This window comes from Micromonospora sp. FIMYZ51 (assembly GCF_038246755.1).
Classification (GTDB): Bacteria; Actinomycetota; Actinomycetes; order Mycobacteriales; family Micromonosporaceae; genus Micromonospora.
This window is the reverse complement of record NZ_CP134706.1, coordinates 6,113,511-6,138,543: the sequence shown is the minus strand read 5'-3', so window position 1 is coordinate 6,138,543 and position 25,033 is coordinate 6,113,511. Positions and strand designations below refer to the sequence as shown.

Genomic DNA, 25,033 nt, shown 5'->3' with positions numbered 1-25,033 from the left:
TGCGGACCGGTCGGGCCGGTCGGGCCGGTCGGGGCGGTCGGGCCGGTCGGACCGGTCGGACCGGTCGGGGCGGACGGGGCGGACGGCTCCGGCCGGGCGGCGTAGCGACTGGAACTCAGCGCGCCGATCAGGCCGAGCCCGCCGATCAGGATCAGCCCGCCGGCCAGGAACCAGCCGACCGGCGGCAGCACCAGACCGAGCAACTGGGCGAGCAGCCACCAGGCGGCGAGTGCGAGGAAGAGCAGCCCGAAGGCGAAGGACACCAGGTCGGTGCGGTGGGTCCTCATCGGGTCACCTCCATCTGTCCGGCGTTGACGTGCAGGTTGAGGCGCAGCTTTCCGCCGCCGGCCCCGTCCGCGCCCAGGTCGACGATTTCTGCGAGCGGGTTGTCCAGGCCGGCGGTGCGCTGGCCGAAGACCCTGGCCTCCCCGGCGCTGATCTGGGTCACGGCGGTGACGTCCACGTTCGGCGGCACCACCACCTTGGCCTCGCCGAAGTTGATGACCACGGTGATCTCGGTGTCCTGCTTGTCGAAGTCGACCGCCCGCAGGTCGAGCACCGCGCTGGCGAAGCTCTGCTCGTACCGCACGGCGAGGTCGCGGTGGTCGGTCGGCGCCCAGGTGACCGCCCCGTCCACCCCACGGACCCGGTCGTACGACTCGGCGATGGTGGCCACGCCCAACGCGGCGGCGGTCACCAGGCCGAGCGCGATCAGCCAGCGGGCCCGACCGAACCAGGTACCCACGAGCAGACCCAGACCGATCACGGCGAGTGCTGCGGCGAAGTAGGCGGACGCACCTACCGCGAACACGTCGAGCAGGTCGAGGATGCCGACCACACCCAGCGCGACGAAGATCAACGAGAAGGTCACCGCGCCGAGGGCGGAGCGCTCGCGGGGCTTCTTTGGCGGCTTAGGCGGTCTGGGGCTGACCGGCGGCGGTGCCTGGATGGTCTGCCCGGCGTACGGGCCGTGCGGGGCGAACGGGGGACGGTAGACCGGTGGGGCGAGCGGCGCGGTCGGGGTGCCGGTCGACGGCCACGCCGGTGCCGGAGGCAGGTTCAGGGTGGGCTCCTCGGGGTGGCCGGCAGCCGGGACTGCGGGCGGCGGGACGTCAGTGGTCGAGCGGTACGGCGGGAAGGCGGCCGGCACCGCGGTTGCGGTCGCCGTGCCGCCGACGGGCGGTGGCGGGTACGCGGTCGGGGCGGGGTGGCTGACCGGCGGCACCACAACTGCCGGTGTACCCGGCGGCACCGGGGCGGTGGGTGTGCCCGGCGGCACCGGGCCGGTCGCGGCCCAGGGTGCGGTCGGCGCGGCCCATGGTGTGGCCGGCGGCTCGCCCGGGCGTGGCTCCCGCTGCTGGCGGTTGAGCAGCAGCGCGCCGCCGACCAGGATGGCCGCGCCGAGCAGCACCGCGCGGAACGCGTCGGTGACGATGTAGCCGAAGCTCACCGCCACCAGGATGCTGAGCACGATCACGGTGATCGGCGACATGCTGGAGCGCCCCCGGCCCAGCATGGATTCGACCGGCGAGGCCGTGTCGCCCTCGTTCGGGATGATCAGCCAGGCGGCGACGTAGACCAGGATGCCGACGCCGCCGAAGAAGCCCAGCACCGCCAGTAGCACCCGCCAGAGCACCGGATCGGTGTTGGTGGCCCGCCCGACGGCGGCGCACACGCCGGCCAGGTAGCGACCGTCACGGGGACGGACCAGCCCGTACCGCGAGGTGAAGCCGGCACTACCGAAGGCCGCACCCGGCCCGGCCCCGGGCGGTGGCGGGTTCGTCGGGCCGGACCCCGGCGGTGGCGGGTTCGTCGGCCCGGCCCCGGGCGGTGGCGGGCCTGCCGGGCGGTCCGCTCGCGGCGGCGCTCCGGTCGGTGGCGCGGTGGCGGCAGCCGGTGGCGCGGTGGCGGTCGCTTCGCTCGGGTCCGCTGCCGCGATGTTCTCCGGTGCGGCGCCGGGTGATTCGGGCGCGGCCGGCTCGACGGGCGGCGTCCACTCCGGTTCCGTCGGCCCCGGTCGCTGGGCAGCATCGTCGGTCATGCCTCCGATCCTGCTGCGCCGGGCGCCCGAGCGGCCTCCGGAGGCGACCCTGACCCCACCCTGAGATCCGGCAGCCCGGAATGTCGGGGGCGTCCCCGTGGTCGGCTGACCTCGCCACGTGTGACGATCGGACCGGGCCGCACTCGCCAGCCCTGACCCGTCCTGACCAGGGAGCCCACGATCAGCGCAGTAAGCCAGCCACCTCGCCTCTACCGCGCTCCGGAGCACCGGATGGCGGCCGGGGTGGCCGCCGGCATCGCCGAGCACCTCGGTGTCCCAGTGATCCGGGTCCGGGTCGCGTTCATGGTGCTGCTCGGGTTGAGCGGGCTCGGCCTGCTGCTCTACGCAGCCTTCTGGGCAGTGGTCCCGGTGCGCCCCGGCGACACCGCCGTACCGCCCCGCCGGGACCTCGGGCAACTGCTGCCCTTCGTCGCGATCGGGCTCGGCGTACTGCTGATCCAGGTCTTGGTCTTCGACTCGATCGGCGCGGCCGGCACCGCGGGCTGGCTGGTCGCCATCATCGCGGTCGGCGCCGGGGTGATCTGGCACCAGTCCGCGCCGGAGCGGCGGCGGCAGTGGGGCGAGTCCATGCCGGTGCCCTGGCTCGGCGCGGTGATCGAGGAGAGCGACCGGCGGGCCTTCGTGCTCCGCTTCGTCGGCGGCGGGGTACTGGTCGCGGTCGGCATCATCGGGGTCGCGGCCGTCTACTCCCCGGCACAGAACCTGGATGCCGTGGTCAACGGCGTGATCTTCGCGTTGGTCGGGCTGGCCGGCGTCGGCGTGGTGGCCGCGCCGGTGCTCTGGCGGACCTGGAACCAGCTCCGTTCCGAGCGCGAGGGGCGCATCCGCGAACAGGAGCGGGCCGAGCTGGCGGCCATGGTGCACGACCAGGTGCTGCACACCCTTGCGTTGATCCAGCGCAACGCCACCGACGTGAAGACCGTGCAGCGGCTCGCCCGGGGTCAGGAGCGGTCGTTGCGTAACTGGCTCTACAAGCCCACCGCGTCGCCGACCGAACGCTTCGCGGCGGCGCTGGAGCAGGCCGCCGCCGAGGTCGAGGACACTTTCGCGATCACCGTCGAGGCTGTGGTGGTCGGTGACCGGGCGACCGACGAGCGGGTCGGCGCGCTGGTCGCCGCGGCCCGCGAGGCGTTGGTGAACGCCGCCCGCCACGCCGGGGTGCAGACCATCTCCCTGTACGCCGAGGTGGAGCCGGAACAGGTGAGCGTCTTCGTACGGGACCGGGGGGCGGGGTTCGACCCGGATACGGTGGAACATCACCGGCACGGCGTGCGGGGCTCGATCGTCGGGCGGATGAAGCGGCACGGCGGCCGGGCGGAGATCCGCTCTCGGCCGGGGGAGGGGACCGAGGTCCGGTTGATCCTGCCGATCACCCGGGAGTCGGCCACGGCGGAAAGGGACAGATGATGGCCGAGCAGTCGACGCGACCGGTTGAGCCGGCGGACAGCGGGCCGGAGCGGCTCCGGGTGTTCCTGGTCGACGACCACGCCATGTTCCGCGCGGGCGTACGCGCCGAACTGGGCGCGCACGTCGAGGTGGTGGGCGAGGCGAGCACGGTGGCCGAGGCGGTCAGCCGGATCGCGGCCACCGAGCCGGACGTCGTCCTGCTCGACGTGCACATGCCCGACGGCGGCGGCCGGGCGGTGCTGGAGGCGATGCGACGCAGCCATCCCCAGGTGCGCTTCCTGGCGCTCAGCGTCTCCGACGCCGCCGAGGACGTGATCGGGCTGATCCGGGCCGGTGCCCGGGGCTACGTCACCAAGACCATCTCGCCGGACGAACTGGCCGCGGCGATCCGCCGGGTGGCTGACGGCGACGCCGTGTTCAGCCCGCGGCTGGCCGGGTTCGTGCTGGACGCCTTCGCGGCCCGTCCGGACGCCCCGGTCGCCGATCCGGAGCTGGACCAGCTGACCAACCGGGAGCGCGAGGTGCTGCGGCTGCTCGCCCGGGGGTACGCGTACAAGGAGATCGCCCGGGAGCTGTACATCTCGATCAAGACGGTCGAGACGCACGTCTCCAACGTGCTCCGCAAGCTCCAGATGTCCAACCGGTACGAGTTGTCCCGGTGGGCGGCGGATCGACGGTTGGTGTGACTCCCGATCTGTCGGCGGACTGATCAGCCGGGTGACAAGCTCGGTCGCCCGGGTGGAGATGACCTCGTCCGTTCGGCTAGCATGTCAGGAGAAGTGGTGCGACTCACGTCAGGGGTCCGGGCTTTCCCAGGGCCCCTCGGGGTCGCCCTGCCAATCGGCCGTTCAGGCGCAAAAATGCGTTGACGGCCAGCTCATACCATGCGTCCGGCGGGCACTGAACGCGACTCCAGGTGGATGTCGACCCCGTCCCGGGCGGGTATCGGCTTGATAACACGCCTTCCGGCTTGGGCGCATCGGGTGTCACAGTGGCAGGCACCTCACACCCCCTCGTGAGCCGAGCGCCCTGAGGAGGCACTCCCATGCGCGGGAAATTCCTAAAGGTGGCGGTCGCGGCGACCGCCACCGCCATGTTGGCCACCGCCTGTGGCGGCGGAGGCGACAGCGACGACAACGCCGGCCAGGCCGGCGGCACGCTGCGTGTCTACAACGCGGAGCCGGCGTTCCTGACGCCCTCCGGCGGTGACGACGAGCCGTCGCTGTACGTGATCCGCCAGCTGTACCGCGGTCTGGTCAAGTACAACGCCGAGAGCTCGGCGGTCGAGATGGACCTGGCCGAGTCGGTCGAGTCGGACGACCAGAAGCTCTGGACGATCAAGATCAAGAGCGGTTACACCTTCGACAACGGCGAGCCGGTGAACGCCGACGCCTTCATCCGCTCGTGGAACTTCGCCGCTTATGGGCCGAACGCCCAGAACAACGGCTACTTCATGAAGCGCATCGCGGGCATCAAGGACGTCCAGTCCACCGACCCGGACGGCGACGGCCCGCAGAAGGCCCCGGAGCCGAAGGCCAAGGAGCTCGCCGGCCTCAAGAAGGTCGACGACCTCACCTTCACCGTCGAGCTGGAGGCACCCTTCTCCGGCTTCCCGACCACGATCGGCTACCCGGGCTTCTTCCCGATGGCCCAGGCGTGCGTCGACGACATCGCCAAGTGCAACGAGACCCCGATCGGCAACGGGCCGTACAAGATCGACGGTAGCTGGCAGCACAACGTCGCCATCAACCTGAACCGCAGCGACAGCTGGAAGGGCGAGCCGGGCAAGCCGGACCGCATCGAGTACCGCATCTTCGCTGACGTCGACGCCGGCTACGCCGCCTTCCAGGCCGGTGAGCTGGACGTGATGTACACCCTGCCGCCGGCCCGTTACAAGGAGGCCAAGCAGCAGTACGGCGACCGGATGTTCGAGCTGGCCGGTGACAGCTTCACCTACGTCGGCTTCCCGCTGTACAACGATGACTTCAAGGACAAGCGGATCCGCCAGGCCATCTCCCTGTCGATCGACCGCCAGTCGATCATCGACGCCGTCTTCGACGGCCGGTTCGCTCCGGCCAGCGGCTTCGTCGCCCCGAGCTTCGAGGGCGGCCGGGAGAACATCTGCCAGTACTGCACCCCGGACACGGCAAAGGCCAAGCAGCTGCTCGACGAGGCCGGCGGCTGGCCGGCCGGCAAGAAGCTGACCCTGTGGGCCAACGCCGGTGCTGGCCACGACGCGTGGCTTCAGGCGGTCGGCGACCAGATCAAGGCCGCCCTGGGCATCGACTACGAGCTGAAGGTCAACCTCCAGTTCGCCGAGTACCTCGAGACCGCGGACCAGAAGAAGTTCACCGGTCCGTACCGTCTCGGCTGGGGCCCGGACTACCCGTTCCTGGAGACCTTCCTGTACCCGCTGTACGGCTCCTCCGCGGGCAGCAACAACTCGGGCTACAAGAACGAGCAGTTCGACGCGCTGATGACGCAGGGTGACTCGGCCGAGTCGATGCAGGCCGCCATCCCGTTCTACCAGCAGGCCGAGGACCTTCTCGCCGAGGACCTGCCGGTCATCCCGATGTGGTGGCGCAAGGAAGCGGCCATCTACAGCGAGAACGTGGACCAGTTCGTGTGGAACGCCGTCGCGGACGCTGACTACGGCGCGACCTCGCTGAAGCAGAACTGAGCCTCAGCCTCCTGATCCAGCCGTAACACGACGTGGCGGCAACGGTCACCCCACCAGGGTGATCGTTGCCGCCATGTCAGCGCCGAGAGGAGACCCCGCGATGGGGCGCTACGTCATTCGACGGTTGCTCCAGTTCATCCCGACCGTGCTGGGCACCATGTTCCTGCTTCACTACATCACCTCGCTGGCGATCCAGTTCAGCGGGAACCCCGTCCGGGCGCTCTTCGGTGACCGGACCCCACCGCCCGCTCTGCTGCAAGCGGTAACCGAGCGTCTCGGCTACGGCGACCCCTGCCTGGACGAGCGGGGCAATCCCTGTTTCGGGCTCTTCCTGGACCGGTTGCAGGGCATCTTCTTCCACTTCGACTTCGGCATCAACCTGCGTCAGCGGGAGGTCACCGACCTGGTGGCCGACGCCATCCCGTTCACCCTCAAGCTGCTGCTGATCGCGATCGTCTTCGAGGCGGTCGTCGGCATCGCGGCTGGTGTCTGGGCCGGCCTGCGGGGCGGCAGCTTCGCGGACAACCTGGTGAAGATCAGTACGGTCTTCATCATCTCGGTGCCGATCTTCGTGCTCGGTGTGGTGGTTCGGGAGTTCGTCGGGGTCAAGTTCGGGAACGTGTTGCGGGGGCAGGACTGGATTCCCGACGTGATCTCTGTCGGCGTCTTCACCCCCGGCTTCAAGCCCGACTATCCGTTCGCCAGCCTGATCATTCCGGGCATGGTGCTCGGCGCGGTGTCGCTGGCCACTACCGCCCGGCTCACCCGGACGAGCATCATGGAGAACATCCGGGCCGACTACGTCCGGACGGCCAAGGCCAAGGGCCTGACCAACAAGCGGGTGATCGGCGTGCACACGCTGCGCAACTCGTTGATCCCCGTGATCACTTTCCTGGGTGTCGACATCGGTGCGGCGATGGCCGGTGCCGTGGTCACCGAGACGATCTTCAACGTGCCCGGCATCGGTCGGCTGGTGACGATGTCCGCCCGGACCGGCGAGTCGTCTGTGGTGATCGGCGTGGTGACCATGCTGGTGCTGGTCGTCCTGCTCGCCAACCTGCTGGTGGACCTCCTGTACGCGGTGCTCGACCCGAGGATCCGCTATGAGTGACGGCACCGTGGCGAGTGACCGGCGGGAGACCCCCGCCCACGGCAGGGCCCAGCGAAACGAGGTGTGGACATGAGCGAGCGAATCGTCCGGCTCAGCACGACGCTGCCTCATGGCGGCACGGAGCGGAGCGGAGTGTCGGCATGAGTGATCTGACGAGCGCAGGCACTGCGATCGGTGGCGGACCGGTCGCCGGCGACGGTCCGATCCCGGACCAGCCCGCCACCGGCGGTAAGGAGCGCAGCGCCAGCCTGTGGGCGGACGCCCGCCGGCAGTTGGTGCGCGACCCGGTCTTCGTGATCGCGTTCCTCTACATCCTCGTGGTGGGCTCGATGGCGGCCTTCCCGTGGCTCTGGACCAGCCAGGACCCGCGTGACTGCAACACCAACCGGTCTCGGCTCACGCCGAGCGCCGAGCACCTGTTCGGCACCGACATCCTCGGCTGTGACTACTACGCGCACGCCATTTACGGAGCCCGCCCGTCGATGGTGATCGCGATGATGGCGACCTCGGCGATCGTGATCGTCGGTGGCCTGCTCGGCCTGCTCGCCGGCTACTACGGCGGCTGGGTGGACGCGGTCATCTCCCGGGTGATGGACATCTTCTTCTCGCTGCCGTTCCTGCTCGGCGCGATCGTGTTCCTCACCGTGATCAAGCGGCAGAACATCTGGACCATCAGCCTGGTGTTGTTCCTGCTGGCCTGGCCGACCATCGCCCGGATCATCCGAGGCAGCGTGATCTCCTCGAAGGACCTGGACTACGTGCACGCCGCGAAGGCGGTCGGGGCCCGCAACGGCCGGGTGATGTTCCGGCACATCCTGCCCAACGCGATCGCTCCGATGCTGGTGTACGCCACCATCGTGCTCGGCCAGTTCGTTGCCGCGGAGGCGACGCTGACCTTCCTCGGCGTCGGCTTGCAGCCGCCCGCGCAGTCCTGGGGCATCATGATCAGCGCCCACCAGGTCTACTTCCTGGAGGACCCGTGGCTGTTGCTCTTCCCCTGCGGTCTGCTGGTGGGCACGGTGCTGTCCTTCATCCTCATGGGTGACGCCCTGCGTGACGCCCTCGACCCGAAGTTCCGGTGAGTCGCATGAGCGAGCGAACCATGAGCACTGATGTGAACGTCAAGCTGGACGCGCTGGCCGGCGTTGATCCGAACGCGCTGCCGTTGCAGGTCAAGGACCTGCACGTGGAGTTCCGCACCCGCAACGGCGTGGCCCACGCCGTCAACGGGGTGAGCTTCGACCTGCGGGCCGGCGAGACCCGGGCGATCCTCGGTGAGTCCGGCTGCGGCAAGAGCGTGACCGCCCAGGCGATCATGGGCATCCTGGACACGCCACCCGGCTTCATCACCGGTGGGGAGATCCTCTACCGCGGCGTCGACCTGCTCAAGCTGCCGGAGTCCGAGCGCCGCAAGGTGCGGGCGAACCGGATCGCGATGATCTTCCAGGACGCGCTCTCCGCGCTGAACCCGGTCTTCACCGTCGGGTTCCAGCTCGCCGAGCTGTTCCGCAAGCACCGGGGGATGTCCCGCCAGGACGCCAAGACGCGCGCCGTCGAGCTGCTCGACCTGGTCAAGATCCCGGCGGCCAAGCAGCGGGTGAACGACTACCCGCACCAGTTCTCCGGCGGTATGCGGCAGCGAGTCATGATCGCGATGGCGTTGGCCCTCGACCCCGAGGTGTTGATCGCCGACGAGCCGACCACCGCGCTGGACGTGACGGTGCAGGCCCAGATCATGGCGCTGCTGGCCGAGTTGCAGCGGGAACGGAACATGGGCCTGGTGCTGATCACCCACGACATGGGTGTGGTGGCCGACGTGGCTGACCGGATCTCGGTCATGTACGCCGGCCGGGTCATCGAGGAAGCCGGCGTGAACGACATCTACGCCAGCCCCGCACACCCGTACACCAAGGGGCTGCTGGAGTCGATCCCGCGCCTGGACCTCAAGGGCCAGGAACTCAGCGCCATCAAGGGCCTGCCGCCGGCACTTACCAACATTCCGCCGGGTTGCGCGTTCAACCCCAGGTGCCGGTACGCGCAGGACGTCTGCCGGAAGGATCCCGCGCCACCGCTGTACCAGGTGTCGCCGAGCCGGACGGCCGCCTGCCACTTCTGGAAGGAGGTCAAGGGCGATGAGTGATCTGGTGCTGGAGACCAGGAACCTGGTCAAGCACTTCCCACTGACCCGGGGAATCGTTTTCAGGAAGCAGTACGGCGCGGTGCGCGCGGTGGACGGGGTAAACCTCGAACTGCGCCGGGGCGAGACGCTCGGCATCGTGGGCGAGTCCGGCTGCGGCAAGTCGACGCTGGCCCGGATGCTGGTCGGGCTGGAGACGCCGACCTCCGGTGACCTGTTCGTGCAGGGCAAGAACATGTCCAAGGTCGGTGGCGAGGAGCGCCGGCGGGGCCGGCGCAACATCCAACTGGTGATGCAGGACCCGTACACGTCGCTGAACCCACGGATGACGGTCGGCGACATCATCGGCGAGCCGTTCCAGGTGCACCCGGACGTGGTGCCGAAGGGCGAGCGGCGGGGCAAGGTGCAAGAGCTGCTGGAGCTGGTCGGTCTCAACCCCGACCACATCAACCGGTATCCGCACCAGTTCTCCGGCGGCCAGCGGCAGCGGATCGGCATCGCCCGGGCCCTGGCGCTCAACCCGGAGATCATCCTCTGTGACGAGCCGGTGTCGGCCCTGGACGTCTCCATCCAGGCGCAGGTGATCAACCTGCTGGAGAAGCTCCAGAACGAGCTGGGCCTGTCGTACATCTTCATCGCCCACGACCTGTCGGTGGTCCGGCACATCGCCGACCGGGTCGCGGTCATGTACCTCGGCAAGATCGTCGAGATCGGCACCGAGGACGAGATTTACGAGAGCCCCACCCACCCGTACACCCAGGCGCTGCTGTCGGCGGTGCCGGTGCCGGACCCGAAGCTGCGCGGGCACCGGGACCAGATCGTGCTGACCGGCGATGTGCCGTCGCCGGCCGACCCGCCGTCGGGCTGCCGATTCCGCACCCGCTGCTGGAAAGCCCAGGACATCTGCGCCGAGCAGGAGCCGCTCCTTCAGATCCGGGACAAGTCCGGCCACCCGAGCGCCTGCCACTTCGCCGAGGTACGCGACGTGGTGCACGCGACGGAGTAGCCCCACAGACACCGTCGCACCGGACCATCCATACCGGGAACGGCGGTGAAGGTAGTGCCTCCTCAGTGATCCGGGGCGTCGGCCGTCATCAACGGCCGGCGCCCCGGTCCCGTGCCGCGTCCCGGTTGCGGCCCCGGTCCCGTGCCGCGTCCCGGTTGCGGCCCGGGTCCCGTGCCGCGTCCCGGTTGCGACCGGGGTCCCGTGCCGCGTCCCGGTTGCGGCCGGGGTCCCGTGCCGCGCCCCGGTTGCGGCCCGGGTCCTGGTGCGGCTTGCGTCCAGGCTCGGCGGGGCCGGCGTACGTGACACCGGCCGGCTCGGCGGGTGCCGGCGTACCTGACACTGGTTCGGCGCTCAGAGTGGGCCGCGACCGGCGCGCAGGAGCAGCAGGGCGAGTTGGGTGCCGTCGGCGCCGAGCTCGGAGCGGAAGCGCTCCAGGATCTCCTGTTCCCGGGAGAGCACGAGCCGGGTCCCGCCGGAGGCCATCCGGGTCGCGCCGACCTCGCGGGACAGCGCGGCCCGCTCCTGCCACAATTCGATGAGGGTGCGGTCGATCTCGTCGATCCGTACCCGGATCTCGGCGATCCGGGCGGCGGCGATCGGTTCCGTGGTGCCGGTGCCCGGGTTGCCCGGCGCGGGCCCGAGGTTACCGGCGGGGCCGTTGCCAGTCGAGCTCGGGCCGGCGCCGGCCGGGACGCCACTCTGCTCCATCACGTCTGTCATCTTCGGGTACCTCTCACGGTCTGGTGCCCGGTGCCCGGATCCCGGGACGAAAAAGCCCCGGACTCCGAGGAGCCCGGGGCTTTCGCAGGTCTTGTCGATCAGGCGCGACCTACGGCTGCCGGACTCCCGGAGCCGTAGAAAAAGTAGTAGCGCTGCTCGAACACGCCGTTGAGTATGCCGCCCGGACCCGGCGGCGCGCAAGGAAAGCCGTTAAGAAGGGGCCCCTGCTCTACCGGAGGCGTTAACAAGGGGCCCTTCCTTGCACAGCGGTCGAGGCGGGCGGGGGATGTCTGGCGGGCGGCATAGACTCGGCGTGCGATGCATCCTCTCTTCGACATTTCCGCGTCCCCGTCCGAGTCCGCGCGGGCGCTGCCGGCGCACCGGCCCGCGCCTGGTCGCCTCGATCCGTTGCAACTGGTCGAGGGCCTCAACGGTCCCCAGCGGGACGCGGTCACCCATGCCGGTTCGCCGCTGTTGATCGTCGCCGGTGCCGGTTCCGGCAAGACCCGGGTGCTGACCCACCGGATCGCGTACCTGCTCGCCGCCCGGGACGTGCACCCCGGCGAGATCATCGCGATCACCTTCACCAACAAGGCCGCCGGTGAGATGAAGGAGCGGGTGGCCGCCCTGGTCGGTGCCCGGGCCCGACTGATGTGGGTCTCCACCTTCCACTCCGCCTGCGTCCGGATCCTGCGGGCCGAGCACGAGCACGCCGGCCTCAAGTCGACGTTCTCGATCTACGATGCCGACGACTCGCGCCGGCTGATGCAGCTTGTCGCCCGCGAGCTCGACCTGGACCCGAAGCGCTACCCGGCGCGCGGTCTGGCCGCCCAGGTTTCCAACCTGAAGAACGAGCTGGTCGACCCGGAGACCTTCGCCGCTCGGGCCACCGGGCCCAACGAGCGGGCGCTGGCCGAGGCGTACGCGCTCTACCAGCGGCGGCTGCGTGAGGCGCACGCGCTCGACTTCGATGACCTGATCATGACGACGGTGCACCTGCTCCAGTCGCATCCGCACGTCGCCGAGACCTACCGACGCCGGTTCCGGCACGTGTTGGTCGACGAGTACCAGGACACCAACCACGCGCAGTACATCCTGATCAAGGAGCTGGTCTCCGGCACCGAGGGGCTCGACCCTGCGGAGCTGTGCGTGGTCGGCGACGCCGACCAGTCGATCTACGCCTTCCGGGGCGCGACGATCCGCAACATCCTCGAATTCGAACGCGACTTCACCGACGCCCGCACCATCCTCCTGGAGCAGAACTACCGCTCCACCCAGACCATCCTGAACGCGGCGAACGCGGTGATCGACCGCAACACCTCCCGCAAGCCGAAGCGGCTGTGGAGCGATGCCGGCGCCGGCGAGCCGATCGTCGCGTACGTGGCCGACACCGAGCACGCCGAGGCGGACTGGGTGACCCGGGAGATCGACCGGCTGGTCGACGCGGGGCAGGCCCGCCCGGGTGACGTAGCGGTCTTCTACCGCACCAATGCCCAGTCCCGGGTCTTCGAGGAGGTGTTCATCCGGCTCGGCCTGCCGTACAAGGTCGTCGGTGGGGTGCGCTTCTACGAGCGCAAGGAGGTCCGCGACGCGCTGGCCTACCTGCGTGCGGTGGTAAACGACGACGACACGGTGAGCCTGCGGCGGATCCTCAACACGCCACGGCGAGGCATCGGCGAGCGCGCCGAGGCGTGCGTGGAGGCGCTGGCCGGCCGCGACCGGATCTCCTTCGGTGCGGCGCTGCGGCGGGCCAAGGACGCGCCGGGCATCTCGACCCGGGCGGCCAACGGCATCGCCGAGTTCGTGGCGCTGCTCGACTCGGCCCGCGAACTGGCCGCCGAGGGCACCCCGGAGGAGGTGCTGGAGGCGATCCTGGCCCGCTCGGGCTATCTGGCCGAGCTGGAGGAGAGCCTCGATCCGCAGGACGCCGGACGGCTGGACAACCTCCAGGAACTGGTGAGCGTCGCCCGCGAGTACACCGAACGGGTCGAGGCGACCGCGGCGGAGGGCCAGCGCGCCACCGTGGCGGGTTTCCTGGAGCAGGTCGCGCTTGTCGCCGACGCCGACCAGGTCCCCTCGGACGACCCGGACCACCAGGGCGTGGTCACCCTGATGACGCTGCACACCGCCAAGGGGCTGGAGTTCCCGGTGGTCTTCCTGACCGGCCTGGAGGACGGCGTCTTCCCGCATCTGCGCTCGCTTGGCGACACCCGGGAGTTGGAGGAGGAGCGGCGGCTGGCGTACGTCGGCATCACCCGGGCGCGGCAGCGGCTCTACCTCTCCCGGGCGGTCACCCGTTCGGCCTGGGGTCAGCCGGCCTACAACCCGCCGTCCCGGTTCGTCGAGGAGTTGCCGCCCGAGCTGGTCCGCTGGGAGCGGACCGAGGGGTCGTACACCTCCTGGAACGGCACCGGTGGCGGTGTGGGTGGTCGCGCCGAGCGGGCCGGTGGCGGCTTCACCGGGGGTACCCCGAGAGCCGTCCAGCTGGCCCGCAAGCTCGGCGTCGACGGCAGCCGGCTGACCACCGCGAGCGAGCTGCCGCAGGGCCCGAAGGTCGCCGCCGGGGACCGGGTGAACCACCAGCGGTACGGGCTGGGACGGGTGTTGGCCGTGGAGGGACACGGGCCCGGCGCCCGGGCCCAGATCGACTTCGGCGATCAGACCCTCTGGCTGGTGCTACGGCACGCCCCGGTCGAGAAGATCTGATCGCCTACCGGCTCAGCAGGCCACGTCGATGCCCCGGGCGCGGAGGAAGGGCGCCGGGTCGATCTGGTTCCACATCTGTCCCTGATGCACCTCGAAGTGCAGGTGCGGGCCGGTGGAATCGCCCGTGGAGCCCTCCAGGCCGATGGTCTGCCCGGTGCTGACCTTCGCGCCCACGCTCACCTTGGCGATGCTCAGGTGGGCGTAGTGGGTGAGGTAGCCGTTGCCGTGGTCGATGACGACCGAGATGCCGTACCCGTCGCCGACGTCGCCGACCTTGGTGACGGTGCCGCCGAAGGCGGCCCGGACCGGGGTGCCGGCGGGCAGTGCGAAGTCGATGCCGGCGTGCAGGGTGCCCCAGCGGGGGCCGTAGCACGAGGTGATGGCGGCACCGGCCATCGGGAGCACCCAGGACGACTTCGGCGCCGCGCTCTTGGTCGGCTTCGGCTTCGGCGCGGCCTTGGTGGTCCTGGTGGCCTTCGGGCTCGGTTTCGCGGTCGGGCTGGCGCTTGCGGTCGGGCTCGCCGACGGCGTCGGGCTGGCCGGCGTGGCGGAGGTGACAGGTTCGCGGGCCGACCGGTCGGCGCGGTCGGCGGCCTCGGCCCGGGCCTGCGCGTCGTGGGCGACCGGGCTGGGGGTGGGGCGGTCGTCGCGGCTGGCCACGGCGACCCCGCCAAGGCCGAGCCCGACCAGGGCGACCGCACCGACGACCAGGTATCGGCCACGCGAGCCGATGCGGCGGCGGTGCCGGGCCGGGGCGTCGGGGATGTTCCGGTTCGGGGTGGAGCTGTCGTCCTGCACGACGGGACCTCACTGGATCGAGTGGTACGTGACCTGGAAATCCTGGTGTCGGTCCGGTCCGCCCCGGGTACCGGGTGGGGGTGGGTGCCGATGGTGAGTCGGCGGGCTGTCCGGCTCTGGGTTCGGTTGTGCCTGACTGACCGATGCGGCGGCGTCGATGCCCGGTGGTGTCCGCCACAGTTGCAGCTGTGAGGTGGGACACTTTTCTGGTTGACGGGCAACGAAAAACCGCCCGGATCGATCGATCCGGGCGGTCAACGGGCGTTACGAGGCGTCAGTCCTCGATTACCTCGCTGTAAACTGCCTCGGTTTGCAGCTTGATGTCCACTCCGCGCTCCACCAGCCACGGCACCGGGTCTAGCGGCTTGCCCTTGACATGGATCTCCAGGTGCAGGTGAGAGCCGTACGAGTGGCCGGTGTTGCCGACCAGGCCGAGCTGGTCGCCGGCCTTGACCTGCTGGCCTTCGCGGACGCTCAGCTCGGAGGAGTGACCGTAGATCGCCTCGCTGCCGTCGGCGTGCTGGACGATCACGGCGTTGCCGTAGCCGCCGAACCAGCCGGCCTTGGTGACCGTGCCCTCGTGGATCGCGACGTACGGGGTCCCCTCGGGGGCGACCAGGTCGACGCCGGTGTGCAGCTTGCCCCAGCGGATGCCGTACGGGGACTTGAAGTCGTAGCCCTGGAGGGGCAGCAGCCAGACGCCGGAGTCTTCGACGATCTCCGGGCCGTCTCGACCGTCGCGGGAGGCCCGATCGGCGGCGTCGGCCCGGTCCGCGAGGCCCTGGCTGCTGATCGAGGCCTGCTTCAGCTCGTCGAGGACCGACGGGCTGACGCTCTTGGCGTCCGGCAGTGCGCCGGCACCCAGGGCCACCACACCGGCACCGACGAAGGCGGTGGTGACGACCGCTGCGTAGCGGCTTCTCGGGGGGGTGGGTACGCGGCGACGGCCGCGATATCGATCGGGCTCAGACGACAGGCGCTGGCGCACGCATACCCTCCGTTGTCGGGGTTCCGATGCGGTCGACCGGCCTCCGGATCAGGGACCCGAACGGCGGTTGATCGCGTCGTCACCCGTCCGTAGGCCTGATGACAACCGTGCACACGTTAGCCAACCGGCAGTCGAGTCACAAGCCGGAGCGCCGAATTCGCCGCTCCGTTCTGTCCGAATCCGTCCGAGATTGTCATGGCTCGGGGTGCTGGAGAGGCGCCCCGGTTATCAGCCGTTCGTCGCGCACAGTGACCGATCGGCGGAGTCGTCCCGCTTGACTCCGCCCGCGCCACCCGTATCTCTGTGTGAGGTTATGGTGGCGCCGGGTTCCGTCATACCGGCCCGCCCCAGTTCCCCGGCTCCGGTCGGGCGGGTTACCGTTCGTTCAGCTGAGTGCCGCGGAGCCGGTGAAAGGGATGCGCAGATGAGCTCTCGTGTTCGGGTCGTCGTCGCCAAGCCGGGCCTGGACGGCCACGACCGTGGCGCCAAGGTGGTGGCCCGCGCCCTCCGGGACGCCGGCATGGAGGTCATCTACACCGGCCTGCACCAGACGCCGGAGCAGATCGTGGAGACCGCGATCCAGGAGGATGCCGACGCGGTCGGACTCTCCGTGCTCTCCGGCGCGCACATGACGCTGTTCCGGCGGGTGCTGGAACTGCTCGACGAGCGGGACGCCCGGGACATCGTGGTTTTCGGCGGGGGCATCATCCCCGATGCCGACCTTCCGGAGCTGGAGCAGCTCGGCGTGGCCAAGATCTTCACGCCGGGCGCGACGACCCAGTCCATCGTGGATTGGGTCCGGGAGAACGTCGCGCAGCCGGTGGGCTGAGTGGTCCACCCGTCACCGGGCCCGACCTGCCGGCCTTCGGTGAACCGACCTGGCGGTCGTTCGTAGGCGCTTGGCGTCGGTAAGTGCACCGGGCTGGTGTCCGTCGGGGAACCGGGCTGGCGTCCGTGCCGGCGGTGGACACAAAAGCGGTGGACACAAAGCGGTGGACACAAAAGGGGAGGGGCCGGACGCACCCCTCACACGCCCGGCCCCTCTATGCACGATGCCCCGCCGCCACCCCTCGACCGACAGGGCATCGGCCGTTTTTCGCGTCTTCGCGCTGCTCAGCGCGCCGACACCTGACTCAACGACGGCCTTGGCCCGGGGTTACGGACCTCGCCGGACCTGCGATTCCGGTCGCGCAAGATCGCCCGAACGGGTGATACCGGCAGCTCCGCTGCGGCTCGGTGACACAGTGTGGAGTGCGGCTGTGGATTACCGCACACCGCGCACCCGCTCGGTTGCCGGCCGTGCCGGCATCGCTAGGCTGCGCCCAATGGCCTGCCTCAACTTCAACTGATGTCAGGCATTGCACTGTTTTCTTTCCATACGCTGGTGGCGGCGCGACGGTGCGCCGCGGAGACGGGACGGGACGCGCAATCGTGGACCTGTACGAGTACCAGGGGCGGGACCTGTTCGAGCGGCACGGACTGCCCGTGCTCGCCGGCGGCGTCGCCACGACCCCGGAGGAGGCCCGCGCGATCGCCGAACGCCTCGGCGGCCGGGTGGTCGTCAAGGCGCAGGTGAAGGTAGGCGGGCGAGGCAAGGCCGGTGGCGTCAAGCTGGCCGAGGGCGCGGAGGAGACGGTGGCCCGCGCCACCGACATCCTCGGCATGGACATCAAGGGCCACACGGTCCACAAGGTCATGATCACGGTGACCGCGGACGTGGCCGAGGAGTACTACTTCTCGTACCTGCTCGACCGGGCGAACCGCACCTTCCTCTGCATCGCCAGCGTCGCCGGCGGCATGGACATCGAGCAGGTCGCCGCCGAGACCCCGGAGAAGGTCGTCAAGGCCCCGATCGACGCCGTCAAGGGCGTGGACGAGGCGAAGGCCCGGGAGATCGTCGAGGCCGCCGGCTTCCCGGCCGATCTCGCCGACCAGGTCGTCGAGATCGCGGTCGGCCTGTGGCAGGCGTTCGTCGCCGAGGACGCCACGCTTGTCGAGGTGAACCCGCTGGCCAAGACCAAGGACGGCAAGCTGCTGCTGCTGGACGCCAAGATCTCGCTGGACGAAAATGCCGGCTTCCGGCACCCGGACCACGAGGCCCTGGTCGACCAGGCCACCGTCGACCCGCTGGAGCAGGCCGCCAAGGAGAAGGACCTCAACTACGTCAAGCTGGACGGTGAGGTCGGCATCATCGGCAACGGCGCCGGCCTGGTCATGTCCACGCTCGACGTGGTCGCGTACGCCGGTGAGCGGCACGGCAACGTCAAGCCGGCCAACTTCCTCGACATCGGCGGTGGCGCGAGCGCCGCGGTGATGGCAAACGGTCTGGAGATCGTGCTCTCCGACCCTTCGGTCAAGAGCGTCTTCGTCAACGTCTTCGGCGGCATCACCGCCTGCGACGCGGTCGCCAATGGCATCGTCCAGGCGCTGGCCCTGCTCCAGGAGCGCGGCGAGCAGGTCAGCAAGCCGCTTGTCGTCCGCCTTGACGGCAACAACGCCGAGGCCGGTCGGGCGATCCTCGACGGCGCGAAAAACCCGCTCATCGAGCGGGTCGACACCATGGACGGCGCGGCCGAGCGGGCCGCCGAGCTGGCGGCTGCGGGGGTCTGACGACATGGCTATCTGGCTGACCAAGGACTCGAAGGTCATCGTTCAGGGGATGACCGGCTCCGAGGGTTCCAAGCACACCCGGCGGATGCTCGCCGCCGGCACCAACGTCGTCGGTGGCGTCAACCCGCGCAAGGCGGGCAGCACCGTCGATTTCGACGGCACCGAGCTGCCGGTCTTCGCCAACGTCGCCGACGCGATGAAGGACACCGGTGCCGACGTCACCGTCATCTTCGTCCCGCCGCAGTTCACCAAGGGCGCGGTCATCGAGGCCATCGACGCCGAGATCCCGCTGGCCGTGGTGATCACCGAGGGCGTACCGGTGCACGACACCGCCGCCTTCTGGGCGTACAACGTGGCCAGGGGGGAGCGGACCCGGATCATCGGTCCGAACTGCCCCGGCATCGCCTCCCCGGGGGCCGCCAACGCCGGCATCATCCCGGCCGACATCACCGGTGCCGGCCGGATCGGCCTGGTCAGCAAAAGCGGCACGCTTACCTACCAGATGATGTACGAGCTGCGCGACATCGGCTTCTCGACCTGCGTCGGTATCGGCGGTGACCCGATCATCGGGACCACGCACATCGACGCGCTTGCCGCGTTCGAGGCCGACCCGGACACCGACGCCATCGTGATGATCGGTGAGATCGGCGGCGACGCCGAGGAGCGGGCTGCCGAGTTCATCAAGGCGAACGTCACCAAGCCGGTGGTCGGCTACATCGCCGGCTTCACCGCCCCGCCCGGCAAGACCATGGGGCACGCCGGCGCCATCATCTCCGGCTCGGCGGGCACCGCCGACGCCAAGAAGACGGCACTGGAGGCGGTCGGGGTGAAGGTCGGCAAGACGCCGACCGAGACCGCGAAGCTGATGCGCGAGATCATGTCCGCCCGCTGACGGTCCGGACAATCGCTGAGAGGCCGACCCTCGGGTCGGCCTCTCAGCGGTTCCAGTACGGGTAGTTCCCGGTCGCCCGCAGGATCAGGCTGATGACGATGTTCAGCACCCCGAAGGCGATCGCCAGGTAACCCAGGATGGGCGACTGCCGGTACCGTCGCGCGTCGCGGATCGACAACCAGCCGAAGACGATGCCGAGGACGCCGCAGCAGAGCAGCCCGGTCACGATGCCCAGCACGCCCCAGAGCGTGGTGCGGTCCCGACCCGCGGGCGGCGGTGGGGGCGGTGGATACGGAGCGTTCACGGCTTCCCTCCGAACATCGGCTGCTGCGACGTGGGTCGCGGCCCTGTTGCCGAGGCTAGACCGACGCGGGCGGCGCCACTTGCGATCAGGCCGAATAAACGCCCTGGTGACCCGGTGTCGGACAGCCGACGCCGACGCGGCATGCCAGAGTAGAGCCGATGTCCTTTGTCACCCCTGACCAGCCTCGCCGGGCCACCGACGGTCGCGGCGCCGGTGCCCGGCCGCCCGGCCGCGCCGGCCCGCCGCGTCGAACGCCGCTGCCGCGCGACGAACCAGCCGGTCGCAGCCACCCGCCGCTGGTGGTCGCCGCGCTGGTCGCCGCCGGTGGAGCCGCCCTCACCTCCTGGCTGCCGGTGGCGCTCGTGCTCTGGCTCTTCCAGCTCAGCGAAGGCGCGGCCAGCCTGCTCGGCGCGGGTCGCGCCGGGGCGGCCGGCTGGTTGCTCGGTCACGGGGTGCCGCTGGTCACCGCCGCCGGCTCGCTCGGCCTGGCACCGCTCGCGGTGACCGCGCTGGCGGTGTGGCGGCTCATCCGCGCCGGGGTGCACGTCACCCGCGCGACCGGGGCCCGCGGCAGCCGGTCACCGAGCCGTACGCTCGTCGCCGCGCTGGCGGTCGGCATCGCGTACGCCCTGCTGGGTGTGCTCGCCGCGATGCTGGCCGGGTCCGGCGTCTCGCCGCTGCGGGCCGGGCTGACGCTCGTTGTCGTCGGCACGCTCGCCGCCGGCCTCGGTGCCGCCCGCACCAGCCGGGTGGCCGAGGCGCTCGCTGCGCGGGTAGCGACGCCGTTGCGGGAGGGGCTCCGGGCCGGGCTGGTGGCCGGGCTGGTGTTGCTCGGTGCGGGTGCGGCCGTGGCGGGGCTGGCCGTGGCGACCGGCGGCGGCGATGCGGCCGACCTGATCGGCGCCTACCGCACCGGCGTGGCCGGGCAGGCCGGCATCACCCTGGTGAGCCTGGCCTACGTGCCCAACGCCACCGTCTGGTCGACCAGCTACCTGCTCGGCCCCGGTTTTGCCGTGGGCACCGACACGGCGGTGCGTACCAGTGAGGTTTCCGTCGGCGCGCTGCCGGCGCTGCCGCTCTTCGCCGGGCTGCCCAGCGGGCCGGTCGACGGTTTCTGGTCGGCCGCGATCCTGGCCCTGCCCGCCCTGGTGGGGATGGCCGTCGGCGGGTGGCTGGCCCGCCGGTTGCTCCGCCCGGTCGCCGCTGGGCGGACCCCGCTGAGCTGGGGGGCGGTGCTCTTTCCGGCCGCGCTCGCCGGGCCGGTGACCGGCCTGCTGCTGGGCCTGGTCGCGGAGGCTTCCGGCGGGCCGGTCGGCGCGGGTCGGCTGGCCGAGGTCGGCCCGGTCGGCTGGCAGGTGGGGCTCGCGGCGACCCTGGTGATCGGTGCGGGCGCGGTGCTCGGTGCCGCCGCCACCCGCTGGCTCACCCAACTGGCCGCCTGACCGCTGGCACGGTCCGCCCGAGGACGCCGCCGCCTGATCGCTGGCGGCGGTCCGCCCGACGACGACGTCGCCTCAATGCTGGCGGCGGTCCGCCCGACGATCACCGCGTTGATCGTCGACGGCTACCACGCCCTCGGCGACGCCGCCCGGGCCGGCGACGCCGAGGTCACCGACCGTGCCGACCTGCGCGGCCGGTGGCTCGCCGTCTGCCACGCGGTACGCCGCTGGGCGTTGTCCCGTCCCGCCGAGTACGCCCTGCTCTTCGGTAGCCCGGTGCCCGGCTACGCCGCTCCGCCGGAAACCATCACGGCGGCTGCCCGGACCCCGGCCACCCTGATCACGATCCTGGTCGACGGCCACACCGCAGGCAGTCTCACCGATCCCGGCCCCGGTGAGCTACCCGGCGCGGTGCACGCCGACCTCACCGCCGTCCGCGACACCCTCTTTCCCGGGCTCCCCGCGGCACTGCTCGCCCGGGGCACCGTCGGCTGGATCCACTGCTTCGGCGCCGTCAGCTTCGAACTGTTCGGTCAGCTCGATGGGTTGATCGAGGCCCGGGAGGAGTACTTCGACCAGCAGATGCGCCGGATGTGCGATCTGATCGGCCTGCCCTGAGACCCGACCTGACCAGGCCGGGACCGACGTGGCGTGGCCAGGCCGGGGAAGACCCGGCCTGACCAGGCCGGAAAAGGTCGAAGGGTGTCCCGGTATTCCGGGACACCCCGCGAACCCAGTCGGCTCAGGGTTACACCGGCAGGGCGAAGTTCACCGTCAGCAGCACGATGTGCAGCAAGCCCAGCAGGAGGCCGACCGCGCCGCAGATCAGGCCGGCGAGGGCCTGCCCCGAGTTGCTGGCCAGACCCTGGTCGGCCTTCTGCTTGCCCAGCCAGCCGGTGATGACCGCGGCCAACCCCAGCGGGATGCCGAGGTAGCAGCAGTTCAACGGGATCGCCGCGATGCCGAGGATCATCGCCACCAGGCCGAGGGTGTTCTCCTGGCCGCCCGGCCCGGCGAAGCCGGCGTTCGGGTACATCGGCGTGCCGCCGTACGGCTGCGGGGCGTACGTCGGCGGGTAGGGCTGCCCGTACTGCGACCCGTACGCCGAGGGCTGCCCGGCGGGCGGCGGCGCGTACGGGTCGTACGGCGCGGGCGAGGCCGGCGGCTCGTACGGCTGCCCCGAGGCCGGTGACTCGTACGGCTGTCCCGAGGTGGGCGGCTGCTGGCCGTACGGGTCGACCGGTGGCGTACCCGGCTCGGCCGCCGGGGCGTACGGGTCGACCGGCGGCGTGTACGGTTCGGCCGGCGAAGCGTACGGATTGGCCGGTGGCGGGGCGTACGGGTTGGCCGGTGGCGGGGCGTACGGGTTGTCGGCGGGTGCAGCGGTCGGATCCCCGTACGGCGGCTGCTGGCCGTACGGGTCCTGACCGGGGTTACCGGAGTGCATCCGGGCTCAGTAGCCCAGGGCGCTGTTGCTGGCCGCACCGAGCAGGCTGGTGCCCACGCAGCAGATGATGATCAGCACGATCCAGGCGATGCCGACGATCAGGGCCCACTTGGACCACTTCTTCGACTCGGCCGCCGCGGCCTGGGCACCGGCGTAGTCGCCCTGCTGGAGCAGCGGGTTGACCTTCGACGCGTTGATGATCGCCGGGATGGCCAGCGGCCAGAACAGGAAGATCGCGACGATCGACATTGTCATGTTGTTGTCGATCTGCTGGGGTGGCTGAGAGGGGTATCCGGGCTGCATGGCGGGTGCTCCTTAGACATGTTCGCGGAAGGGGTCGGGCCGCAGGTGCGCCGGTCCGAGCGACCGGCAGCGTACCCGGTCCGTGCGACCCAGGTGATCAGCGAAGGGGGCGCTGCCCAGCGTCCGGACGCCGACCGGCCGCCGGATAGGGTGTGCCGGTGACCGAGCCCGCCCGCATCGTCGTCCTCGTCTCCGGCTCCGGGAGCAACCTCCAGGCCCTGCTGGACGCGACCGCAGACCCGGCGTACGGCGCACGGGTGGTCGCGGTGGGCGCGGACCGCGACGGGATCGCCGGGCTGGACCGGGCCGGCGCGGCGGGCGTACCGACCTTCGTGGAGCGGGTCAAGGACCATGCGGACCGCGAGCAGTGGGACGCCGCGCTCACCGCGCGGGTCGCCGAGCACCGGCCCGACCTGGTCATCTCCGCCGGCTTCCTGAAGCTGGTCGGGCCCCGGTTCCTCGCCGCCTTCGGCGACCGCTACCTCAACACGCACAACACCCTGCTGCCGGCCTTCCCCGGCATCCACGGCCCGCGCGACGCCCTCGCCTACGGGGTGAAGGTCACCGGGGCGACCCTCTTCTTCGTCGATGCCGGGATGGACACCGGCCCGATCGTCGCGCAGGTGACGGTGCCGGTCCGCGACGACGACGACGTCGACACGCTCACCGAGCGCATCAAGGAAGCCGAGCGGCAGCAACTCGTCGAGCAGGTGGGCCGGCTGGTCCGCGAGGGCTGGACGATCACCGGAAGAAAGGTCAAGGTCGGAGTGGGTTCCATCCAGGACGGGCGTCGTCCGGTGCGGCGGGCACTGGTGAGCGTCTACGACAAGACGGGCCTGGTCGAGCTGGCCCGGGCACTGCACGCCGCTGGCGTCGAGATCGTCTCCACCGGTAGCACCGCCGCGACGATCGCCGGTGCCGGTGTGCCGGTGACCGCAGTCGAGCAGGTGACCGGCTTCCCGGAGATCCTCGACGGCCGGGTGAAGACGCTGCACCCGGGCATCCACGGCGGCCTCCTCGCCGACCTGCGCAAGGACGCCCACGCCGCCCAGCTCACCGAGCACGGTATCGCCGGGATCGACCTGCTGGTCTCCAACCTGTACCCGTTCCAGCAGACCGTCGCCTCCGGCGCCAGCCAGGACGAGTGCGTCGAGCAGATCGACATCGGCGGCCCGGCGATGGTGCGCGCCGCCGCCAAGAACCACGCCTCGGTGGCGGTGGTGACCGACCCGGCCGCGTACCCGATGCTGCTGGCCGCGCTCGAAGCCGGCGGCTTCACGCTGGCGCAGCGCCGGGCGCTTGCCGCGCGGGCCTTCGCCGACATCGCCGAGTACGACGTGGCGGTCGCCGACTGGTTCGCCAGCACCCTCGCCCCGGCCGCCGACGGCTGGCCGGAGTTCGCCGGGCAGGCGCTGCGCCGGCAGGCGGTGCTGCGCTACGGCGAGAACCCGCACCAGGCCGCCGCGCTCTACACCGACCCGGCCAGTCCGTCCGGCCTGGCTCAGGCCGAGCAGTTGCACGGCAAGGAGATGTCGTACAACAACTACGTCGACGCGGACGCTGCGTGGCGGGCGGCGAACGACTTCGCCGACCAGCCGGCGGTGGCGATCATCAAGCACGCCAACCCGTGCGGCATCGCGGTCGGTGCGGACGTGGCCGAGGCGCACCGCAAGGCGCACGCCTGCGACCCCGTCTCCGCGTTCGGTGGCGTGATCGCGGTCAACCGGCCGGTCTCGGTGGAACTGGCGGGGCAGATCGCCGAGATCTTCACCGAGGTCGTGGTGGCACCGGGCTACGAGCCGGGCGCGGCCGATCTGCTTCAGGCCAAGAAGAACATCCGGCTGCTGCGGGCTCCGGAGTTCCAGCCGCTGCCGGCGGAGTGGCGGCAGGTGACCGGCGGCGTACTGGTGCAGTTGCGCGACGCCATCGACGCCGAGGGCGACGACCCGACGACCTGGCGGCTGGCCACCGGCGACGCGGCCGACGAGGCGACCCTTGCCGACCTGGCCTTCGCCTGGCGGGCGGTACGCGCGGTGAAGAGCAACGCGATCCTGCTGGCCCGCGACGGCGCGACGGTCGGCGTGGGGATGGGCCAGGTCAACCGGGTCGACTCCGCTCGCTTGGCGGTCAGCCGGGCCGGTGCCGAGCGGGCGCGCGGTGCGGTCGCCGCCTCGGACGCGTTCTTCCCGTTCGCCGACGGCCCGCAGATCCTGCTCGACGCTGGCGTGCGGGCGATCGTGCAGCCCGGCGGCTCGATCCGCGACGAGGAGGTCATCGCCGCGTGCAAGCAGGCCGGCGTGACCATGTACCTCACCGGCACCCGGCACTTCTTCCACTGAGCTAGGCGTTAAGAGGGGGCCCTTCCTATACACGAGGCGTTAATAGGGGGCCCTTCCTTAAGCGGTTCTCGGGCGCGTGTTCTC

Annotated in this window: 22 protein-coding genes and 2 pseudogenes; 15 read left to right on the top strand and 9 right to left on the bottom strand. The window is 70.8% G+C overall.

Annotation, left to right across the window (positions count from 1 at the left end):
• Positions 1 to 104 precede the first annotated feature (104 nt).
• Both QQG74_RS27495 and QQG74_RS27490 read right to left on the bottom strand, forming a co-directional pair.
• A pseudogene (locus QQG74_RS27495) lies at positions 105 to 287 on the bottom strand (hypothetical protein); the annotation flags it as partial.
• Positions 284 to 2,041 (bottom strand): PspC domain-containing protein, encoded by a 1,758-nt coding sequence (locus QQG74_RS27490; protein WP_341717570.1) that lies wholly within the window; start codon positions 2,039 to 2,041, stop codon positions 284 to 286. The gene QQG74_RS27490 and the pseudogene QQG74_RS27495, both read right to left, overlap by 4 nt.
• Before the next feature lie 162 nt (positions 2,042 to 2,203).
• Here QQG74_RS27490 and QQG74_RS27485 point away from each other — a divergent pair, with 162 nt between their 5' ends.
• The 7 genes from QQG74_RS27485 to QQG74_RS27455 all read left to right on the top strand — a co-directional run bounded on the left by QQG74_RS27485 (position 2,204) and on the right by QQG74_RS27455 (position 10,403).
• On the top strand, positions 2,204 to 3,469 hold the full coding sequence (locus QQG74_RS27485; protein ID WP_341721412.1) for a PspC domain-containing protein: 1,266 nt from the start codon (positions 2,204 to 2,206) through the stop codon (positions 3,467 to 3,469).
• Positions 3,469 to 4,155, top strand: a complete 687-nt coding sequence (locus QQG74_RS27480) for a response regulator transcription factor (protein WP_341721411.1) — start codon at positions 3,469 to 3,471, stop codon at positions 4,153 to 4,155. Before QQG74_RS27485 ends, QQG74_RS27480 begins: the two co-directional genes overlap by 1 nt.
• A 359-nt stretch (positions 4,156 to 4,514) precedes the next feature.
• Positions 4,515 to 6,149 carry an ABC transporter substrate-binding protein gene (locus tag QQG74_RS27475; RefSeq protein ID WP_341717569.1) on the top strand — a complete coding sequence of 545 codons (1,635 nt, stop codon included), beginning with the start codon at positions 4,515 to 4,517 and terminating at the stop codon, positions 6,147 to 6,149.
• Positions 6,150 to 6,249: 100 nt separating this feature from the next.
• On the top strand, positions 6,250 to 7,260 hold the full coding sequence (locus tag QQG74_RS27470; protein ID WP_341717568.1) for an ABC transporter permease: 1,011 nt from the start codon (positions 6,250 to 6,252) through the stop codon (positions 7,258 to 7,260).
• A gap of 140 nt (positions 7,261 to 7,400) precedes the next feature.
• Positions 7,401 to 8,342, top strand: a complete 942-nt coding sequence (locus QQG74_RS27465) for an ABC transporter permease (RefSeq protein ID WP_341717567.1) — start codon at positions 7,401 to 7,403, stop codon at positions 8,340 to 8,342.
• A 20-nt stretch (positions 8,343 to 8,362) separates the two neighbouring features.
• Positions 8,363 to 9,400: an ABC transporter ATP-binding protein gene (locus tag QQG74_RS27460; RefSeq protein ID WP_341717566.1), complete on the top strand. Its 1,038-nt coding sequence runs from the start codon at positions 8,363 to 8,365 to the stop codon at positions 9,398 to 9,400.
• Entirely contained in the window at positions 9,393 to 10,403 is a 1,011-nt protein-coding gene (locus QQG74_RS27455) for a dipeptide ABC transporter ATP-binding protein (RefSeq protein ID WP_341717565.1), read from the top strand. Before QQG74_RS27460 ends, QQG74_RS27455 begins: the two co-directional genes overlap by 8 nt.
• A gap of 88 nt (positions 10,404 to 10,491) precedes the next feature.
• Here QQG74_RS27455 and QQG74_RS27450 read toward each other — a convergent pair whose 3' ends face one another.
• Together QQG74_RS27450 and QQG74_RS27445 are read right to left on the bottom strand one after the other, a co-directional pair.
• Positions 10,492 to 10,743 carry a hypothetical protein gene (locus tag QQG74_RS27450; protein ID WP_341717564.1) on the bottom strand — a complete coding sequence of 84 codons (252 nt, stop codon included), beginning with the start codon at positions 10,741 to 10,743 and terminating at the stop codon, positions 10,492 to 10,494.
• Between the two features lie 11 nt (positions 10,744 to 10,754).
• Positions 10,755 to 11,123, bottom strand: a complete 369-nt coding sequence (locus tag QQG74_RS27445; protein ID WP_341717563.1) for a chorismate mutase — start codon at positions 11,121 to 11,123, stop codon at positions 10,755 to 10,757.
• 318 nt (positions 11,124 to 11,441) lie between these two features.
• Here QQG74_RS27445 and pcrA point away from each other — a divergent pair, with 318 nt between their 5' ends.
• Entirely contained in the window at positions 11,442 to 13,829 is a 2,388-nt protein-coding gene (gene pcrA, locus QQG74_RS27440) for a DNA helicase PcrA (protein WP_341717562.1), read from the top strand.
• A gap of 12 nt (positions 13,830 to 13,841) precedes the next feature.
• Here pcrA and QQG74_RS27435 read toward each other — a convergent pair whose 3' ends face one another.
• A complete protein-coding gene (locus QQG74_RS27435; RefSeq protein ID WP_341717561.1) occupies positions 13,842 to 14,627 on the bottom strand; it encodes a peptidoglycan DD-metalloendopeptidase family protein in 786 nt (261 codons plus the stop codon).
• A gap of 274 nt (positions 14,628 to 14,901) precedes the next feature.
• Positions 14,902 to 15,615, bottom strand: a complete 714-nt coding sequence (locus QQG74_RS27430) for a M23 family metallopeptidase (RefSeq protein WP_341717560.1) — start codon at positions 15,613 to 15,615, stop codon at positions 14,902 to 14,904.
• A gap of 424 nt (positions 15,616 to 16,039) precedes the next feature.
• Here QQG74_RS27430 and QQG74_RS27425 point away from each other — a divergent pair, with 424 nt between their 5' ends.
• From QQG74_RS27425 to sucD, 3 genes are all read left to right on the top strand, one after another.
• Positions 16,040 to 16,444, top strand: a complete 405-nt coding sequence (locus QQG74_RS27425) for a cobalamin B12-binding domain-containing protein (RefSeq protein ID WP_341717559.1) — start codon at positions 16,040 to 16,042, stop codon at positions 16,442 to 16,444.
• 602 nt (positions 16,445 to 17,046) lie between these two features.
• Positions 17,047 to 18,225, top strand: coding sequence for an ADP-forming succinate--CoA ligase subunit beta (gene sucC, locus QQG74_RS27420; protein WP_341717558.1), 1,179 nt, complete (start codon positions 17,047 to 17,049; stop codon positions 18,223 to 18,225).
• A 4-nt stretch (positions 18,226 to 18,229) separates the two neighbouring features.
• Positions 18,230 to 19,117 (top strand): succinate--CoA ligase subunit alpha, encoded by an 888-nt coding sequence (sucD, locus tag QQG74_RS27415; RefSeq protein ID WP_341717557.1) that lies wholly within the window; start codon positions 18,230 to 18,232, stop codon positions 19,115 to 19,117.
• Positions 19,118 to 19,160: 43 nt separating this feature from the next.
• On the opposite strand, the gene QQG74_RS27410 is transcribed toward sucD, so the two are convergent.
• The gene (locus QQG74_RS27410; protein ID WP_341717556.1) at positions 19,161 to 19,421 is read right to left on the bottom strand and encodes a DUF4190 domain-containing protein; all 261 of its coding nucleotides are present in this window, start codon (positions 19,419 to 19,421) and stop codon (positions 19,161 to 19,163) included.
• 158 nt (positions 19,422 to 19,579) lie between these two features.
• On the opposite strand from QQG74_RS27410, the gene QQG74_RS27405 reads away from it, so the two are divergent.
• Positions 19,580 to 20,863: a DUF6350 family protein gene (locus QQG74_RS27405; protein ID WP_341717555.1), complete on the top strand. Its 1,284-nt coding sequence runs from the start codon at positions 19,580 to 19,582 to the stop codon at positions 20,861 to 20,863.
• Positions 20,864 to 20,938: 75 nt separating this feature from the next.
• Entirely contained in the window at positions 20,939 to 21,478 is a 540-nt protein-coding gene (locus QQG74_RS27400) for a TetR-like C-terminal domain-containing protein (protein ID WP_341717554.1), read from the top strand.
• A gap of 130 nt (positions 21,479 to 21,608) precedes the next feature.
• Here the strand turns inward: QQG74_RS27400 and QQG74_RS27395 are convergent, their stop codons facing one another.
• Both QQG74_RS27395 and QQG74_RS27390 read right to left on the bottom strand, forming a co-directional pair.
• Positions 21,609 to 22,307, bottom strand: coding sequence for a DUF4190 domain-containing protein (locus tag QQG74_RS27395; protein WP_341717553.1), 699 nt, complete (start codon positions 22,305 to 22,307; stop codon positions 21,609 to 21,611).
• 6 nt (positions 22,308 to 22,313) lie between these two features.
• Positions 22,314 to 22,610: a CD225/dispanin family protein gene (locus tag QQG74_RS27390; RefSeq protein ID WP_341717552.1), complete on the bottom strand. Its 297-nt coding sequence runs from the start codon at positions 22,608 to 22,610 to the stop codon at positions 22,314 to 22,316.
• 158 nt (positions 22,611 to 22,768) lie between these two features.
• Here QQG74_RS27390 and purN point away from each other — a divergent pair.
• Positions 22,769 to 23,368, top strand: a pseudogene (gene purN / locus QQG74_RS27385) (phosphoribosylglycinamide formyltransferase); the annotation flags it as partial.
• Positions 23,369 to 23,377: 9 nt separating this feature from the next.
• Positions 23,378 to 24,949: a bifunctional phosphoribosylaminoimidazolecarboxamide formyltransferase/IMP cyclohydrolase gene (purH, locus tag QQG74_RS27380; RefSeq protein WP_341721410.1), complete on the top strand. Its 1,572-nt coding sequence runs from the start codon at positions 23,378 to 23,380 to the stop codon at positions 24,947 to 24,949.
• Positions 24,950 to 25,033 lie beyond the last annotated feature (84 nt).

Coding starts and splice junctions, on each gene's coding strand:
- QQG74_RS27395 (WP_341717553.1), bottom strand. CDS start 22,307: ATGCACTCCGGTAACCCCGGTCAGGACCCGTACGGCCAGCAGCCGCCG.
- QQG74_RS27490 (WP_341717570.1), bottom strand. CDS start 2,041: ATGACCGACGATGCTGCCCAGCGACCGGGGCCGACGGAACCGGAGTGG.
- QQG74_RS27460 (WP_341717566.1), top strand. CDS start 8,363: ATGAGCACTGATGTGAACGTCAAGCTGGACGCGCTGGCCGGCGTTGAT.
- sucD (WP_341717557.1), top strand. CDS start 18,230: ATGGCTATCTGGCTGACCAAGGACTCGAAGGTCATCGTTCAGGGGATG.
- pcrA (WP_341717562.1), top strand. CDS start 11,442: ATGCATCCTCTCTTCGACATTTCCGCGTCCCCGTCCGAGTCCGCGCGG.
- QQG74_RS27480 (WP_341721411.1), top strand. CDS start 3,469: ATGGCCGAGCAGTCGACGCGACCGGTTGAGCCGGCGGACAGCGGGCCG.
- QQG74_RS27405 (WP_341717555.1), top strand. CDS start 19,580: ATGTCCTTTGTCACCCCTGACCAGCCTCGCCGGGCCACCGACGGTCGC.
- QQG74_RS27400 (WP_341717554.1), top strand. CDS start 20,939: ATGCTGGCGGCGGTCCGCCCGACGATCACCGCGTTGATCGTCGACGGC.
- QQG74_RS27425 (WP_341717559.1), top strand. CDS start 16,040: ATGAGCTCTCGTGTTCGGGTCGTCGTCGCCAAGCCGGGCCTGGACGGC.
- QQG74_RS27475 (WP_341717569.1), top strand. CDS start 4,515: ATGCGCGGGAAATTCCTAAAGGTGGCGGTCGCGGCGACCGCCACCGCC.
- QQG74_RS27465 (WP_341717567.1), top strand. CDS start 7,401: ATGAGTGATCTGACGAGCGCAGGCACTGCGATCGGTGGCGGACCGGTC.
- QQG74_RS27390 (WP_341717552.1), bottom strand. CDS start 22,610: ATGCAGCCCGGATACCCCTCTCAGCCACCCCAGCAGATCGACAACAAC.
- QQG74_RS27470 (WP_341717568.1), top strand. CDS start 6,250: ATGGGGCGCTACGTCATTCGACGGTTGCTCCAGTTCATCCCGACCGTG.
- QQG74_RS27445 (WP_341717563.1), bottom strand. CDS start 11,123: ATGACAGACGTGATGGAGCAGAGTGGCGTCCCGGCCGGCGCCGGCCCG.
- QQG74_RS27455 (WP_341717565.1), top strand. CDS start 9,393: ATGAGTGATCTGGTGCTGGAGACCAGGAACCTGGTCAAGCACTTCCCA.